The organism is Escherichia sp. KTE114 (assembly GCF_000407765.1).
In the GTDB taxonomy this organism is placed as follows: Bacteria; Pseudomonadota; Gammaproteobacteria; order Enterobacterales; family Enterobacteriaceae; genus Escherichia; species Escherichia ruysiae.
On the sequence record NZ_KE136626.1, the window covers coordinates 3,202,813 to 3,218,832 of the forward strand.

The 16,020-nt window shown below is 50.4% G+C and carries 13 protein-coding genes and 1 pseudogene; 2 read left to right on the forward strand and 12 right to left on the reverse strand.

Features of this window, described 5'->3' with window-relative positions; all coding sequences use genetic code 11:
* Positions 1–3 precede the first annotated feature (3 nt).
* From hemP to ppsR, 3 genes are all read right to left on the reverse strand, one after another.
* On the reverse strand, positions 4–195 hold the full coding sequence (gene hemP, locus WC5_RS05955) for a hemin uptake protein HemP (RefSeq protein ID WP_010349995.1): 192 nt from the start codon (positions 193–195) through the stop codon (positions 4–6).
* Positions 196–326: 131 nt separating this feature from the next.
* Positions 327–1,373 carry a 3-deoxy-7-phosphoheptulonate synthase AroH gene (gene aroH / locus WC5_RS05950; RefSeq protein ID WP_001082211.1) on the reverse strand — a complete coding sequence of 349 codons (1,047 nt, stop codon included), beginning with the start codon at positions 1,371–1,373 and terminating at the stop codon, positions 327–329.
* A 156-nt stretch (positions 1,374–1,529) separates the two neighbouring features.
* Positions 1,530–2,363, reverse strand: a complete 834-nt coding sequence (gene ppsR, locus WC5_RS05945) for a posphoenolpyruvate synthetase regulatory kinase/phosphorylase PpsR (RefSeq protein WP_000368056.1) — start codon at positions 2,361–2,363, stop codon at positions 1,530–1,532.
* A 331-nt stretch (positions 2,364–2,694) separates the two neighbouring features.
* On the opposite strand from ppsR, the gene ppsA reads away from it, so the two are divergent.
* Positions 2,695–5,073 (forward strand): phosphoenolpyruvate synthase, encoded by a 2,379-nt coding sequence (gene ppsA, locus WC5_RS05940; RefSeq protein WP_000069365.1) that lies wholly within the window; start codon positions 2,695–2,697, stop codon positions 5,071–5,073.
* Positions 5,074–5,128: 55 nt separating this feature from the next.
* Here ppsA and fadK read toward each other — a convergent pair whose 3' ends face one another.
* From fadK to WC5_RS05915, 5 genes are read right to left on the reverse strand one after another with little or no spacing between them, the layout of a single operon-like run.
* On the reverse strand, positions 5,129–6,775 hold the full coding sequence (gene fadK / locus WC5_RS05935; protein ID WP_000869239.1) for a medium-chain fatty-acid--CoA ligase: 1,647 nt from the start codon (positions 6,773–6,775) through the stop codon (positions 5,129–5,131).
* Between the two features lie 56 nt (positions 6,776–6,831).
* Positions 6,832–7,125, reverse strand: coding sequence for a ferredoxin family protein (locus WC5_RS05930; RefSeq protein ID WP_000081089.1), 294 nt, complete (start codon positions 7,123–7,125; stop codon positions 6,832–6,834).
* Positions 7,122–8,411 (reverse strand): FAD-dependent oxidoreductase, encoded by a 1,290-nt coding sequence (locus WC5_RS05925; RefSeq protein ID WP_001278488.1) that lies wholly within the window; start codon positions 8,409–8,411, stop codon positions 7,122–7,124. Before WC5_RS05925 ends, WC5_RS05930 begins: the two co-directional genes overlap by 4 nt.
* Positions 8,412–8,465: 54 nt before the next feature.
* Positions 8,466–9,404 carry an electron transfer flavoprotein subunit alpha gene (locus tag WC5_RS05920; protein WP_000080673.1) on the reverse strand — a complete coding sequence of 313 codons (939 nt, stop codon included), beginning with the start codon at positions 9,402–9,404 and terminating at the stop codon, positions 8,466–8,468.
* 19 nt (positions 9,405–9,423) lie between these two features.
* On the reverse strand, positions 9,424–10,188 hold the full coding sequence (locus tag WC5_RS05915; RefSeq protein WP_000692165.1) for an electron transfer flavoprotein: 765 nt from the start codon (positions 10,186–10,188) through the stop codon (positions 9,424–9,426).
* Positions 10,189–10,503: 315 nt separating this feature from the next.
* Here WC5_RS05915 and WC5_RS05910 point away from each other — a divergent pair, with 315 nt between their 5' ends.
* The gene (locus WC5_RS05910; protein WP_000284823.1) at positions 10,504–11,415 is read left to right on the forward strand and encodes an AraC family transcriptional regulator; all 912 of its coding nucleotides are present in this window, start codon (positions 10,504–10,506) and stop codon (positions 11,413–11,415) included.
* Between the two features lie 42 nt (positions 11,416–11,457).
* Here WC5_RS05910 and WC5_RS0122560 read toward each other — a convergent pair.
* The 4 genes and pseudogenes from WC5_RS0122560 to ydiB all read right to left on the reverse strand — a co-directional run bounded on the left by WC5_RS0122560 (position 11,458) and on the right by ydiB (position 16,019).
* Positions 11,458–12,608: pseudogene (locus WC5_RS0122560) on the reverse strand (acyl-CoA dehydrogenase).
* 13 nt (positions 12,609–12,621) lie between these two features.
* On the reverse strand, positions 12,622–14,217 hold the full coding sequence (locus WC5_RS05905; protein WP_000805643.1) for an acyl CoA:acetate/3-ketoacid CoA transferase: 1,596 nt from the start codon (positions 14,215–14,217) through the stop codon (positions 12,622–12,624).
* Positions 14,218–14,363: 146 nt separating this feature from the next.
* A complete protein-coding gene (gene aroD, locus WC5_RS05900) occupies positions 14,364–15,122 on the reverse strand; it encodes a type I 3-dehydroquinate dehydratase (RefSeq protein ID WP_000860205.1) in 759 nt (252 codons plus the stop codon).
* A 30-nt stretch (positions 15,123–15,152) separates the two neighbouring features.
* Positions 15,153–16,019, reverse strand: coding sequence for a quinate/shikimate dehydrogenase (gene ydiB, locus WC5_RS05895; RefSeq protein WP_000383454.1), 867 nt, complete (start codon positions 16,017–16,019; stop codon positions 15,153–15,155).
* Between the last annotated feature and the right edge of the window lies 1 nt (position 16,020).

Genomic DNA, 16,020 nt, shown 5'->3' on the forward strand with positions numbered 1-16,020 from the left:
ACGCTACTTTGTCAGTAGCAGTTTGCCAGCCTGGGTTTTACGGAGCAAATATTCTTGTCCGTCATGATCAATGATCAGTTTGCCATCCGGACCTAACAGTGTCTGGCTGGCAATGCGTCGAACAGGCTGCGGGGAAGAGGCCTTCTGACTTGCATCCGTTTTAGGCGTGAGTCTGCTGCTATCCGTATAGCTCATAAAAACTAATAATAATTGATATAACAATGATTCTTATTATCAATACAATCTTGCACCAGGGCAAGTAATAATTCATTGATAAGACAAGCTATTGAGCAGAAATGCCCATTCCAGACGGAACGGGCATGCATTCAGAAGCGGGTATCCACCGCAGAGGCGAGTTTTTCGACCAGGTGTTCGGTATCTTCCCAGCCTAAACACGGATCGGTAATTGACTGACCGTAAGTAAGCGGCTGACCACCGACGATTTTTTGCGTTCCTTCGCGCAGGAAACTTTCCGCCATAATTCCGGCAATCGCGGTAGAGCCATTGCGGATTTGCTGGCAAATATCCTCACAAACCTCTAACTGGCGACGATGCTGCTTCTGGCAATTGCCGTGGCTGAAATCCACTACCAGATGTTCAGGTAAATCAAACTCGTGCAGCGTATCGCAGGCGGCGGCGATATCATCGGCATGGTAATTCGGCTTTTTGCCGCCGCGCATAATAATGTGACCATACGGGTTGCCGCTGGTCTGATAGATGGTCATCTGACCGTTTTTGTCTGGTGAGAGGAACATATGGCTGGCGCGCGCCGCACGAATCGCGTCCACGGCAATACGCGTGTTGCCATCAGTACCATTTTTAAAGCCTACCGGGCATGAGAGCGCGGAAGCCATTTCGCGGTGGATCTGGCTTTCGGTAGTGCGTGCGCCAATCGCGCCCCAGCTAATTAAGTCAGCAATAAACTGACCGGTCACCATATCGAGAAACTCGGTCGCGGTGGGAACGCCCAGCTCATTTACCTGCAACAGTAACTTACGCGCCAGTTCGAGGCCGTGATTTACCCGATAGCTGCCGTTTAAATCCGGATCGGAAATTAATCCTTTCCAGCCGACAACGGTTCGTGGTTTTTCAAAATAGGTGCGCATTACGATTTCCAGCCGTGACTGGTACTGGTTGCGCAGCGCCTGCAGACGGGTGGCGTACTCCATTGCAGCGGTGAGATCGTGGATCGAGCAGGGGCCAATAATGACCAACAGTCGCTTGTCTTCACCATTCAGTATTTTTTCAATTCTGCGGCGGGAATCGGTGACATGGCTGGCGACGCCAGGCGTTACGGGATACCGTAGCGCGAGTTCGGCGGGCGTTACCAGACTCTCGATACGCGCAGTACGGAGTTCGTCAGTTCTGTTCATTACAAGTCTCAGAAATTTGTTGCTTCAACGGCAGGACTACCGGGAAGTGATGCGCATCACGATAAACCAATCCCTGCTGATTTCAAGTGCGAGGCAGGTTACGCCTCGCTCAATTGACGGCATAATAACAAAAAAGCGAACTCTTATACTAGTTTTCTAGTACATTCTCCGGCTAAGACCCATGATATCGAGGATCTTGGTGGCAATCTCTTCTACCGAATAATTGGTACTGTTGATCCACGGGATCTGATTTTTACGGTACAACGCTTCTACTTCCGCGACTTCCATCCGACACTGACGAAGCGAGGCATAGCGACTGTTTTCCCGACGCTCTTCGCGAATAGCCGCCAGACGCTCAGGGTCGATGGTTAGCCCGAACAGTTTATGCTGTAGCGGTTTAAGGGACGCGGGAAGCACCAGATTATCCATGTCATCGGCAATAAAGGGGTAGTTTGCCGCGCGGATACCAAACTGCATCGCCAGATACAGACTGGTGGGAGTTTTACCGCAACGAGAAACGCCGAGCAGGATCACCTGTGCCTGATCCAGATTTCGCAACGAAATGCCGTCATCATGAGCGAGGGTGTAATCAATCGCCGCAATGCGCGCATCATATTTATTAAGGTTGTTGGGATTCAGACCATGGGTTCGATGGGCAATCGGCGTCGGGTCCAGCTTCATTTCTTGTTGTAGCGGGGCAACCAGCGCCTGAACGATATCCTGACAAAAACCTTCACTTTGCAAGATGATGGCGCGAATTTCCGGTAACACGATGGAGTAGAAGACCAGCGGGCGCACACCTGTTTGCTGATAAATCGCGTCTATTTGGTCTTTCACCGCCCGCGCCCGGCTCTCATTTTCGACAAACGGCAGCGTAATGCTGCTGATAGTAACGGGAAATTGCGACATCACTGCGTGTCCTAATACCTCCGCAGTTATTGCCGTACCATCAGAAATATAAAAAACGTGGCGATCAACAGCATTATCCATTTTGTTCTTCCCGTGATGCAGACATAATTCTATGAAAGCATAAATTAAAAATGTACAGAAGCGTAGAACGTTATGCCTGGTTTATAAAATGAACCTTCAATTTTATTTTTTATGAAAACGGCATTTCATTTTCCGGTTTCGTTTATACCGATGGTTTATGTGGGAATTATCGAAGATAACAGATTTGCGCAACGCTGGGATCAGTCTTAAAAAGTAAAAAAATATATTTGCTTGAACGATTCACCGTTTTTTTCATCCGGTTAAATATGCAAAGATAAATGCGCAGAAATGTGTTTCTCAAACCGTTCATTTATCACAAAAGGATTGTTCGATGTCCAACAATGGCTCGTCACCGCTGGTGCTTTGGTATAACCAACTCGGCATGAATGATGTAGACAGGGTTGGGGGCAAAAATGCCTCCCTGGGTGAAATGATTACTAACCTTTCCGGAATGGGCGTTTCCGTTCCGAATGGTTTCGCCACCACCGCCGATGCGTTTAACCAGTTTCTGGATCAAAGCGGCGTAAACCAGCGCATTTATGAACTGCTGGATAAAACGGATATTGACGATGTTACTCAGCTTGCAAAAGCAGGCGCGCAAATCCGCCAGTGGATTATCGACACTCCCTTCCAGCCTGAGCTGGAAAACGCCATCCGCGAAGCCTATGCACAGCTTTCCGCCGATGACGAAAACGCCTCTTTTGCGGTGCGTTCCTCCGCCACCGCAGAAGACATGCCGGACGCCTCCTTCGCCGGTCAGCAGGAGACCTTCCTCAACGTTCAGGGTTTTGACGCCGTACTGGTGGCAGTGAAGCATGTCTTTGCTTCCCTGTTTAACGATCGCGCCATCTCTTATCGCGTTCACCAGGGGTATGATCACCGTGGCGTGGCGCTCTCAGCCGGTGTTCAGCGGATGGTGCGTTCCGACCTCGCGTCCTCTGGCGTGATGTTCTCCATTGATACCGAATCCGGTTTCGACCAGGTGGTGTTTATCACTTCCGCATGGGGTCTCGGTGAGATGGTTGTGCAGGGCGCGGTTAACCCGGATGAGTTTTACGTGCATAAACCGACGCTGGCGGCGAATCGCCCGGCTATCGTGCGCCGTACCATGGGGTCGAAAAAAATCCGCATGGTCTACGCGCCGACTCAGGAGCACGGCAAGCAGGTTAAAATTGAAGATGTGCCACAGGAACAACGTGACATCTTCTCGCTGACCAACGAAGAAGTGCAGGAACTGGCAAAACAGGCCGTACAAATTGAGAAACACTACGGCCGCCCGATGGACATTGAGTGGGCGAAAGATGGCCACACCGGCAAACTGTTTATTGTGCAGGCACGTCCGGAAACCGTGCGTTCACGCGGTCAGGTCATGGAACGTTATACGCTGCATTCACAGGGCAAGATTATCGCCGAAGGCCGCGCTATCGGTCATCGCATTGGCGCGGGGCCGGTGAAAGTCATCCATGACATTAGCGAAATGAACCGCATCGAACCTGGCGACGTGCTGGTCACTGACATGACCGACCCGGACTGGGAACCGATCATGAAGAAAGCCTCTGCCATCGTCACCAACCGTGGCGGACGTACCTGTCACGCGGCGATCATCGCCCGTGAACTGGGTATTCCGGCGGTGGTAGGGTGTGGCGATGCGACTGAACGGATGAAAGACGGTGAGAAGGTCACCGTTTCCTGCGCTGAAGGCGATACCGGTTACGTTTATGCTGAGTTGCTGGAATTTAGCGTGAAAAGCTCCAGCGTGGAAACCATGCCGGATCTACCGCTGAAAGTGATGATGAACGTCGGTAACCCGGATCGTGCGTTTGACTTTGCCTGTCTGCCAAATGAAGGCGTAGGTCTGGCGCGTCTGGAATTTATCATCAACCGCATGATTGGCGTTCACCCGCGCGCACTGCTTGAGTTTGACGACCAGGAACCGCAGTTGCAAAACGAAATCCGCGAGATGATGAAAGGTTTTGATTCTCCGCGTGAATTTTACGTTGGTCGTCTGACTGAAGGGATCGCGACGCTGGGCGCTGCGTTTTATCCGAAGCGCGTCATTGTCCGTCTCTCTGATTTTAAATCCAACGAATATGCAAACCTGGTCGGTGGCGAGCGTTACGAGCCGCATGAAGAGAACCCGATGCTGGGCTTCCGTGGCGCCGGTCGCTACGTTTCTGATAGCTTCCGCGACTGCTTCGCGCTGGAGTGTGAAGCGGTGAAACGTGTGCGCAACGACATGGGGTTAACCAACGTTGAGATCATGATCCCGTTCGTGCGTACCGTTGACCAGGCGAAAGCGGTGGTTGAAGAACTGGCGCGTCAGGGGCTGAAACGTGGTGAGAACGGGCTGAAGATCATCATGATGTGTGAAATTCCGTCCAACGCCTTGCTGGCAGAACAGTTCCTCGAATATTTCGACGGCTTCTCTATCGGCTCAAACGACATGACGCAGCTGGCTCTTGGCCTGGATCGTGACTCCGGCGTGGTGTCTGAACTGTTTGATGAGCGCAACGATGCCGTGAAAGCACTGTTGTCGATGGCGATCCGTGCCGCGAAGAAACAGGGCAAATACGTCGGGATTTGCGGTCAGGGGCCGTCTGACCACGAAGACTTTGCCGCATGGTTGATGGAAGAGGGGATCGATAGCCTGTCTCTGAACCCGGACACCGTGGTGCAAACCTGGTTAAGTCTGGCTGAACTGAAGAAATAAAATATAACCCCGGCGACAATATGTCGCTGGGGTTAGCTATTTGCGGAAACGGGTCTTATTCAGTAATTCCGCAATAACCCTCGGTTAATCGCTGAATAATATCTTTTCTGAGCAAAAATTTTTGTATTTTACCGGATGCAGTGCGGGGTAACTTTTCAGTTATCACAATATGTTCAGGGTATTTATATTTCGCTACCTGTTTACGACTAAAAAATGCCACCACATCTTCCAGCGATAATGAATGATGTGGCGATTTTAATACAATATAAGCACAAGAGCGTTCGCCTAAGCGTTCATCGGGCATCGCAACTACGCAGGCATCATGAATTTTGGGATGCTGCAACAATATATCCTCCACTTCACGGCTGCTAATATTTTCTCCGCCACGGACAATAATATCTTTCTTGCGTCCGGTTATTTTTATATAACCCGCCTCATCCATACAACAGAGATCGCCACTGTAATACCAGCCTTCATCATCCAGCGCACGGGCGGTTAATTCAGGTTCATCAAAATAACCCATAAACACATTGGGGCCGCGCGAGGCCTCTTCACCTTCACAACCGGCCGGTAAGGTCTTGCGTGCGTCATCGACGACTTTGATTTCCACGCCAGCGGCAGCGTAACCATCGGTATGCATAAAGCGCGACAACGGATCGTCGAGATTCACCACCGCGTGCGGCGAGCTTTCTGTGGAGCCATAAACACTTAACAATTTAATGCCGTGCTGCTGGCATTCTCGCGCCACTTTTTTGGGGATCGTGGTGCCACCGCAAAGAAAGAAACGCAGCGCAGAAAGATCTGCGGGCTGTTTTTCCAGTAAATTCAAAAGGTCATAGACAAACGGCGTTGCGCCGAGCATACAGGTGCAACGTTGTTGCTCAAGCAACGAGAGACAGGTTTCAGGGGTGAAAATATCTAACAAGACGCTCCGTGCGCCTACCAAAAACGGCGCCGTTACGCCATGCAGAAAACCTGTCGCATGACCCAGCGGTGCCGGCATCATAAAAACATCCAGCCAGGTCAGATTCAGCCGCGCACAATATGCCCGTTCGCTGGCGAGAATATTATTATGTGTCAGCATCACGCCCTTTGGCATACCTTCAGTTCCGGAGGTAAACAGCACCGCCGCTAATTCATCGCCGTGAACCGATATCGCCGTCATCAGCGGGGTATTATCGGTAATAATCTGGCTTAACGAGAGAGACGATGTGGCGGGAGCTAGTTTGTCCACGCCGACAATTTGTTGCAGATGTGGAAGCTGATTTTGCAGCGGCAGGATTAAATCTACCGGACGCGTTTGTTTAAACAACGTCGGGGCAAAAAACATTTTGGCCTGGCACTTATTGAGCACCCACACCAGTTCCGCTTCTCGCCAGGAAGGCAACAACGGCACGGAAACTGCGCCGGTTTTCAGGCAGGCGAGATAGATAACGGTAAATTCACACCAGCCGGGCAGTTGAAATGCGACGCGATCGCCGGCTTCAATACCGTTCGCCAGCATCCAGTTTGCCAGACAGCTCGCGGCCTGATCGAGCGCGCTATAGGTGTACGCTGCGCCATGATTATCGACCACGGCAATTTTGTCTGGCATCGCACGAGCGGTCTGCTGCCAGTAATCGGCCAGCGAAGCATCACCCCATAACCCTTGCTGCCGATAGGCTGCACGACGCTGCGCGTTAAACGTTAATGTCACTTTCATTTTGGACTCTCGAAACAAAACGTCAGGCCCGATGTGCGGGCCTGTGGGATGCGTGATTAACCGTAGCGGAAATCAATACCGAAAGTGCCAGCAGGGTATTGCCATTGTTCGAGGATAGTGTTGCCGCAAAGCACCCGACAGGTTCCGCATTCGAGACAACCGGCAGAATCAAAATGAATATTTCCCGCTTCATCCTGTTTATAAAGTCCTGCCGGGCAGGCTTTCATTAATTTACGAAATTCATTGATATCAGGGTTTGCCGCCAGAATGATGTGCGGATGTCCTTCATCAACATGGAATTTATTGACGCCTAATTTGACCTCAACATTAACCGTAGCATTCTGGCTCATAGCGCGGTTGCTCCCTTAATGCCATCTTTGAGCAAGTTGATCAGCCCGATTTTCTTCGCATGTCCCATGATCATCTTGCGCACCGGCTGGTTAGGTTTGCCGTCGATGGTGAACATATCGTTCATGATGTCGGCGACCATGCGCGGGTATTGGCTAAACAGGCGCGGGTTTTCCATCAGCGCCGGGATTTTGCGAAAATGCTGCATATCGCGCATGACGCAACTCTGTTCCAGCTCACGTTTGTATTGCGCCAGACTGCTGGTGGAGAAATCCGCGCGTTCTTTGGCGGCAATCACCGTTGTGGCTGCAGCCTGTGCCGACGCGATGGCTAAATCCATTCCGCGAACCGTAAAGCCCAGATTGAGGCAGAAACCGGCGGCGTCACCGACGATCATCACACCATCGTTAACCAGTTGCGGCACCATCGCCAGACCACCTTCCGGCACCATATGCGCGGAATATTCAAGCAGTTTGCCACCGCTAATTAGCCGGCGTATGGCGGGGTGCTGTTTAAAATCTTCCAGCATTTGCGGCACGCTTTTTTGCGCATGGGCGATATCACCCAATCCGCAGACCAGACCCAATGATACGGAGTCGTGATTGGTATAAAGGAATCCGCCGCCCATTAATCCGTCAGAAGGAGAACCGGCAAACAGCCAGGCGGCGCCTTCATTGTCGGTAACGTTAAAGCGATCGTTGATTTGTTCTGGCGTGAGGCCAATGACCTCTTTAACACCAACAGCGTAATGATGCGGATCGGAGGCGGGAACCATTCCCAGCGAACGACCAAGAATTGAGTTAACGCCATCAGCCAGAATCACCACATTCGCTTCGAGAATATCATCCCCGGCCTGGACGCCAGTGACCTTGTTTCCTTCGCGAACCAGCGCATCGACGCGCACGCCCGGGATAAACTGTGCACCTGCCTGTTCTGCTTGTTCCATCAGCCACGGATCGAGGCGGTTGCGCAATACGGTATAAGACGCTTGCTGCGGGGCATCCGGTTGCTCACGGTGAAAATCGAGGGTAACGGCGCTCTCTTCGGTTAAGAAGGAGATTTTCTCGCGTGTGACCTTGCGTTCAACCGGCGCAGATGCAGCAAAGCCGGGAATAATAGCCTCAAGCGTGTGGGCATAAAGACGCCCGCCAGTCATATTCTTGCATCCGGCGCTGTCACCGCGTTCTATCACCAGGACATCCAGTCCGGCTCGCGCCATCACCAGTGCGGCGACGCTACCGGCAACGCCCGCACCGACCACAATGGCATCAAATTTGTCATCCGACATGCGTTATGCTCCCTTCCCGCTGCGTTAACAGCGGGAGATGTGGTTGAAAAGGAATTAGCGATTCAAATGGTTAATCAGGGCAGGGACGACGTTGTAGATATCGCCCACCAGACCGTAGTCGGCATAGTTAAAGATTGGCGCGTTTTTATCTTTATTGATGGCGACAATCACTTTTGCGCCGTTGCCGCCGACCATATGCTGGATCTGCCCGGAAATCCCCAGCGTCAGGTAGAGATCGGATTTCAGCAACACGCCGGAGACGCCGATATAACGTTCACGTTCCATCCAGTTCTCGCCTTCGGCAATCGGGCGTGAGCAGCCGACTTCAGCATTCAGCGCCACCGCCAGTTCGTGAACCATTTTCAGATCATCCTGAGCCGCCAGACCACGCCCGACGCCGACCACGCGTTTCGCTTTACTCAGATCCACACTGCTTGCCGCTTTAGCGCGGCGTTCGCGACAGAGAATTTCATGACGCGGGGCAACGTAAGGCACCGTTTCAATCGGGCATTGATGAGAAGCATTGCTCGTGCACGGTTCCTGAACACCGGGTGCAAGGGTAATTATCGCCAGCGGGCTGGTGATTTTTTCCTGAGCGAACGCTAGCCCGCCATACATACGGTGTTCGGCGCAAATGTGACCATCGACAATATCCACCGCCGTGGCATCGTTCACCAGCGCCGCATTCAGTTGCACACTTAACCGTGCTGCCAGAGCTTTACCGCGTTTCGTCGCGGCCATCAGCAACATAGCGGGGTGTTTATCTTTAAGCAGGGCAGCAATGCTTTCAGCGTAATTTTCAGTGCGTTGCAGCGCAGCGTTTTGCTCAAGAACATAAATACATTTTGGGCCATAAGGCATAACCGCCTGCGCCTGGTCGGCATTTTGCACAATGGCATACACCTGTTGCCCCCATTGCTGCGCACCGCCAAACAGTTCAGCATAACGATCAGGGTTATCGCTAAAGACCCAGACGCTGTTTAATTGACTCATCGTTTCTTCTCCGTTGGCTTTAGTTCAGGGCTTTCTTCAGGTATTCCGCCAGCTTGGCAATCGCTTCCGGCGAATCGTTATCGAGAATGATGTGTTTACGTTCTGTTTGCGGCGGTACGAGAATGCCGGTCAGTTCAGCAAGTGGCGCGCTCTGGCTCCAGCCGATATCACTTGCCTGCCACTGGTTCACCGGTTTTTTGCCCGCACCGAGAATGGCTTTCATGGAGGGGATACGTGGAGCGTTGATATCAGACGTGACGCAAAGTACGGCGGGAAGCGAGAGTTCAATAACTTCAACTTCCTCTTCGAGAGTGCGTTCAACTACCAGTGTATCGCCCTGACGCGCAATGGCACTCACTGCATTAATCACCGGAAGTTGCAAGATTTCCCCTACCAGCAGACCGACCTGCTGGGCATAGAGATCGCCGGAACCTTCACCAAAGAGCAGTAAATCAAAGCCGATTTTTTCTGCTGCGGTTGCCAGCGCCTTTGCGGTATCGACGGGCAGCGCGTGTTCAAGTTGGGCATCCTGCACCATATACAGGCTGTGTGGCCCGCGTGATAACACGTCTTTGCGCACCTTCGAGTTCTGCAATAACGAACCGCCAACCGTCAGTGCGGCTATCTCATCATCATCTGTCGCGAGCTGGCTTGCGGCTTCAATAGCATTGAGATCGAACTGGCTGATTTTGGCGTCGGCATTGTCGAAATTAAGGGTGTATTCGGGAGTGACAACAATGTCCTGTTCTTCAGGCACCAGCTTAAAGCAGGTTATTATTTTCATGATTTCTCCTGTGGGTCGCATACGGAACCATCTCCGATGGAAGGTAAAAATGGCCTGAAAATAGTGTGCGATAGCAGTGCGGGGTTTTCGACGGAGCAAGCTGTTTTCCTTGCCAACAATCTTGCAAAAAAAATGCGATCGCTAAAACAAAAGTGCAGTTAGCAGCAATATTGTTATGCCATGACCGTACAATCTTGCATTCGGTTTAAATAATCTTGTTTAGCTCTCGCTAAACGCGGTTGTATAACCGCAATACACACCGTATTTTATTCGGCATATATTGCTTTTGCTTGCTCATGGAATAGGGAGGTTGTCATGTATCAACGCTGTTTTGATAATGCCAGCGAAACGCTGTTTGTCTCTGGAAAAACGCCACGGCTTTCACGTTTTGCATTTAGCGATGATCCTAAATGGGAGTCTGGACATCACGTTCATGACAATGAAACTGAGCTGATTTATGTCAAGAAAGGGGTGGCAAGGTTTACCATTGACTCCTCGTTATATGTAGCCCATGCCGATGACATTGTGGTGATAGAACGCGGCAGACTTCATGCGGTGGCTTCTGATGTCAACGATCCAGCAACGACCTGTACCTGTGCGCTGTACGGTTTTCAGTTTCAGGGGGCAGAGGAAAACCAGCTTCTGCAACCACATTCATGTCCGGTAATTGCCGCAGGGCAGGGAAAAGAGGTCATTAAAACCTTATTTAATGAGCTAAGCGTGATTTTGCCGCAAAGTAAAAATAGTCAGATATCTTCGTTATGGGACGCATTTGCCTATACATTAGCAATTCTTTACTACGAAAATTTTAAAAATGCGTATCGTTCGGAGCAGGGGTATATTAAAAAAGATGTTCTGATAAAAGATATTCTCTTTTACCTGAATAATAACTATCGCGAAAAAATCACCCTGGAACAGTTATCGAAAAAGTTTCGTGCCAGTGTCAGCTATATTTGTCATGAGTTTACTAAAGAATATCGAATTTCCCCTATTAATTATGTTATTCAACGGCGTATGACGGAAGCGAAATGGTCACTCACCAATACTGAATTATCACAGGCAGAGATCTCCTGGCGTGTGGGTTATGAAAATGTCGATCACTTCGCCAAACTGTTTTTGCGCCATGTCGGCTGTTCGCCCAGTGATTACCGCAGGCAATTTAAAAACTGTTTTGCGGAACAAGAAACCTTTTCTGAATTTCCTCAACCCGTAAGTCTTGCCGGATAAATCTGGCGGCGCAGTTTTGCAAGAAGCTGCGCCGCCTGCAGATTATTTGTTCTGATAATCTTTCAGGATCTGCCGACCTGCCACGTAAATCATAATTTCGTCTGTACCGCCGCCGATACGTTCACAGCGGACATCACGCCAGAAGCGGGAAACGCGCGCTTCATCGGTATAGCCCAGACCGCCCATGATTTGAATCGCATCATCAATAACTTCCATCGCGGTACGTGCGCAGTACAGTTTTGCCAGCGCCGCGCTGGTGCGCAGTGACTGATGCTGGTCAGCTTGCCATGCCACTTTCAGCACCATGTTGCGCATGTTGTCGATCTTAATCGCCATCAGCGCCAGTTTTTCCTGGATCATCTGGTTATGCCCAATCGGCTTACCAAAAGCGATACGCTGGTTGGCATAGCGGGCTGCATCTTCGAAGGCGCATTCGGCAAAGCCGGTGCTTCGTGCGGCGTTGATCAGGCGCTCCATCTCAAAGTTGTACATCACATTGAGGAAGCCCATTCCTTCTTCGCCCACCATGTCGCTCTCTTCAACCTCTACGTTGTCGAGATAAACTTCGCGGTGCTGAGCATATGCCAGCCGATTTTATGCAGTGGGTTGATCTTAATACCTGGCTTACTGGAGTCGACCCACCACAGGGTGAAGGCTTTTTTCGGATCTTTCGGTTGCGGATCGCGCGCCAGCACCAGCATGTACGGATACTCTTTCGCGCCGGTAATAAAGGTTTTCTGTCCGTTGATATAAACCTTGCCATTTTTACGCGTGTAAGTGGTGGTGGCGCTGTTGTTGTCTGAGCCAGCGCCCGGTTCCGTCAATGCCAGGGCATAGGCGGGATCACCCGTTTCCAGGGTGCTTTCTGCCGTTTTACGTAGCTGCTCTGCAGAACCGAAGCGGCGCATACTGTGAATACACTGACCGTTGGTAATCAAAAACGCTGGAGCACCGCATTTTGACACTTCCATCAGCGCCAGCATTTGGGTGACGTAATCCGCAGGGATACCGCCAAATTCTTCCGGCACGCCAAGCATGGAAATACCGTTATCCGCCAGCGCCCGCATAAACTCGCGCGGGTATGTACCGTTTTGATCACAGGTGCGGAAATACTCTTCCGGGAAGTTAGTCGTAATCAACTCGCGAATACTGGCCAGCAGCAGTTCTTGTTCTTCAGTTAAAGAAAAATCCATCGTTATACTCCTGTTAATGAGCCGCTTCAGGCAGGAAAAAACCCATCGCCGCATCGATAAATAATCTTTCGTCCATTAGTTTGAGTTCTGGCGAAATAACCGGGGTGAAATCCATTTTGTCGAGAATATCTTTTTGTAAATCGACACCGGGAGCTATTTCGATTAAATGCAGACCATCTTCTTTCAGCGTGAATACGGCGCGTTCAGTGATATAACGAACATCAAGTCCCCGTTCGAGAGCAATTTTTCCACTAAACGTGATTTCCGGTAGTTCACGGATAAATTTCTTCACCCGACCTTCCTGAACGATATTTAATTTACCGTCGGAAATTTCTGTTTTTAAACTTCCTGCGGTTAACGTGCCACAGAAAATAATTTTCTTCGAGGTGGCGCTGATATCAATAAATCCGCCGGTGCCCATGATTTTGCCATTGAATTTATGTACGCCGACGTTACCGTGCTGATCGACTTCGGCAAAACTCAAATAACAAACATCCAGACCACCGCCGTGGTAAAAATCGAACTGGGACGTCATATCCAGAATGGCGCGGGTATTCACGTTCGCGCCAAAGGCGATACCTTGCGAGGTAATACCGCCAATCGGCCCCGTTTCCACCGTTAGAATAAAGTCATCAGCACAACCTTCTTCCCGGGCGACCAGACCAATGCCATCGGCAATACCGACGCCGACATTACCGACCGCACCTTTGCGCATTTCAAATAATGCGCGCCGCGCGACCAGTTTGCGTTGATTAAGCGGCAGACTAAGTTTGGTACTGTCATCCAGGGTGAAGTCGCCAGAAATAAAACGGTTAACTGGTGCGCCGCCATACAACTGGGTTTGATCCGGATCGACAACGACAATATCTACCAGGTAGCCCGGAATACGCACCGCCTTCGGATGCAGCGTGGCTTTCTTAACCATTTTCTGCACCTGCATCATTACGATACCGCCGTTATTGTGCACCGCCTGAGCAATGACCAGCGCGTCGAGATACATCACTTCATCTTCAAAGGTGGCATAGCCTTCGCTGTCGCAGGTGGTGGCGCGAATAAAGGCGATATCCGGCGCAATCGCTTTGTAATAGAGATATTCTTTATTATCAAACTCGACCAGTTTAATCAGGTCTTCTTTGGTCACTTCATTAAGTTTGCCGCCTTGTTGACGAGGGTCGACGAATGTACCAATACCAATATCACTAATAATACCTGGCTGGTGAGCAGCGGCGGCGCGTAAGGTTTGTGTAAGTACGCCTTGTGGATAGTTATAAGCAATAATTTTATTATGTTCTGCGAGATCAGAAATACGCGGCGATTGTCCCCAGTGACCGCATAATGCCCATTTCACCAGGCCTTCTTGCGCCAGCGGACTAATACCACGGTCGGCGCGATCGCCAAGCCCCGTAGGGCTAATAATTGATAAATTACGTGGCGTTTGAGTCTGTTTATATTTATCAGCAAGAGCAGTAATTAATGTGGTGGCTTCCAGAATACCGCCGCCAGCGCCTAAGACACAAAGCGTTGCTTCGTCGGGAATATAATTCACCGCTTCCTGTGCCGACAGGACCGGCACTCGTCCATTAATACGAGGTGGTTTTACAGGTTTCATTATTTTTTCCTGATTCAGGTGTGAATTTCCCTGCGCCAGCCAGAAAAAATAGCGCGCAGGTATCCACGGAATATTTTTATTAAATACTCTTAAAACACTTGTTTTTATTTCGGCGGGTGAGGGTGTTCCCGCCGGAATGTTATTGATTATGCCTGATGCAAAATAGTTAATACTGTGCGCAAATCATTCACTGATATTTGCCCAGGGGCAGAGGCTTTTTTTACTGCGCCAAAGGTTGCCGCCGAACCGAAAACTTCACCCGCCAGACGGGAAATTACGCCAGTTTTTGCCATCGACATCGTAATGATTGGACGATCGGCATACTGTTCCTGCATCTCCAGGGTCGCGGCAAGTAACGTCAGCACATCGCTGGTGCTTTGTGGCATCAGCGCAATTTTGGGAATATCAGCGTCGAAGGACTGCATTTTGCGCAGACGGGCGATGATTTCTTCGGCCTCCGGTGTTTTATGAAAGTCATGGTTGGACATGACAACTTTCACATCATGCGCATGGGCGTAGGCGACGGTTTCTTTAACCTGATCATCGCCGGTAAATAACTCCAGATCGATCATATCGACCAGACCGCTGTCGATGGCTGCGCGATTGAGTGCAATATAAGCCTCGGTGGAAATCGCCTGCTCGCCGCCTTCTTTGGCACTGCGGAAGGTAAACAGCAGTGGTTTTTCCGGCATTACCTCGCGGATAGCTTTTGCCGCTGCCATGACCGACTCTACGCAGGAGAGGTCGGCAAAGTGGTCCACGCGCCACTCCAGAATATCAAAGTCTGCTTCACGATAGACGAGAGCTTCAGACTTCACGCTGGCGATATCTTTCGCCATCAGCGAGACGATGATTTTTGGTGCGCCCGTGCCAATGACGAGATCTTTTACAGTTACGGTTTTCATTTCTTACCCTTTCTGCACGCGGTCAGCCTGTCAGGCGCCGAACCCCATGACCTGTTTAACATATTCCAGAGGGAAATCTTTGCCAGTCCATAACGTGAACTGTTCAGCCCCTTGCCACAACAACATGCCGTATCCATCAATCGTTTTGCAACCCGCTTGTTGCGCCTGCTGCAATAACTTCGTCATATGCGGGTTATATACGCATTCAGTGACCAGAAGTCCTGGATGTAACAAGCTGATATCATTAACTAATGATTCATTCTCAAGAGGTTTCATACCCACTTTGGTGCCGTTGGTTAAAATGTCAGCAGAAGCCAGCGCCTCGGCAAAGGCCTGTTGATCGGCGAGATCCGTAACTGTGACGACGCAATCGGTGTTTTCGTTGACCCGTTGCGCGAAGGCGAGGGCTTTATCAAAAAACTCATCCCGACGGTTAAAGAGTTTAATTTCTTTTAACCCTTCAATCGCCCCCTGCGCGCCAATTGCCGTTGAGGCGCCACCGGCACCTAACAGCACCATCGTTTTGCCTTTGATATCAAAACCGCTCTCTTTAATGGCGCGAATATGGCCTGTGCCGTCGGTGTTATAACCGCGCAGGTAGCCGTTATCATTAACGATGGTATTGATGGCGCCCACCAGTTTCGCCGCAGGCGTTAATTCATCAACATATTCACACGCCAGTTGTTTGTTCGGCATCGACACACCGGTACCGCGCATTTTTAAGGCTTTTAATCCTTCAATCGCACCGGCAAAGCTATCGTTATCCACCTCAAAGGCCATATAGGTAAATGGTAATCCTGCTTTTTCTAAAGCTTTATTTTGCATTTCAGGCGATAAACTATGGCGGATAGGATAGGCCATCAGTCCAATCAATTCGTATTTAGCAGTAACATCCATA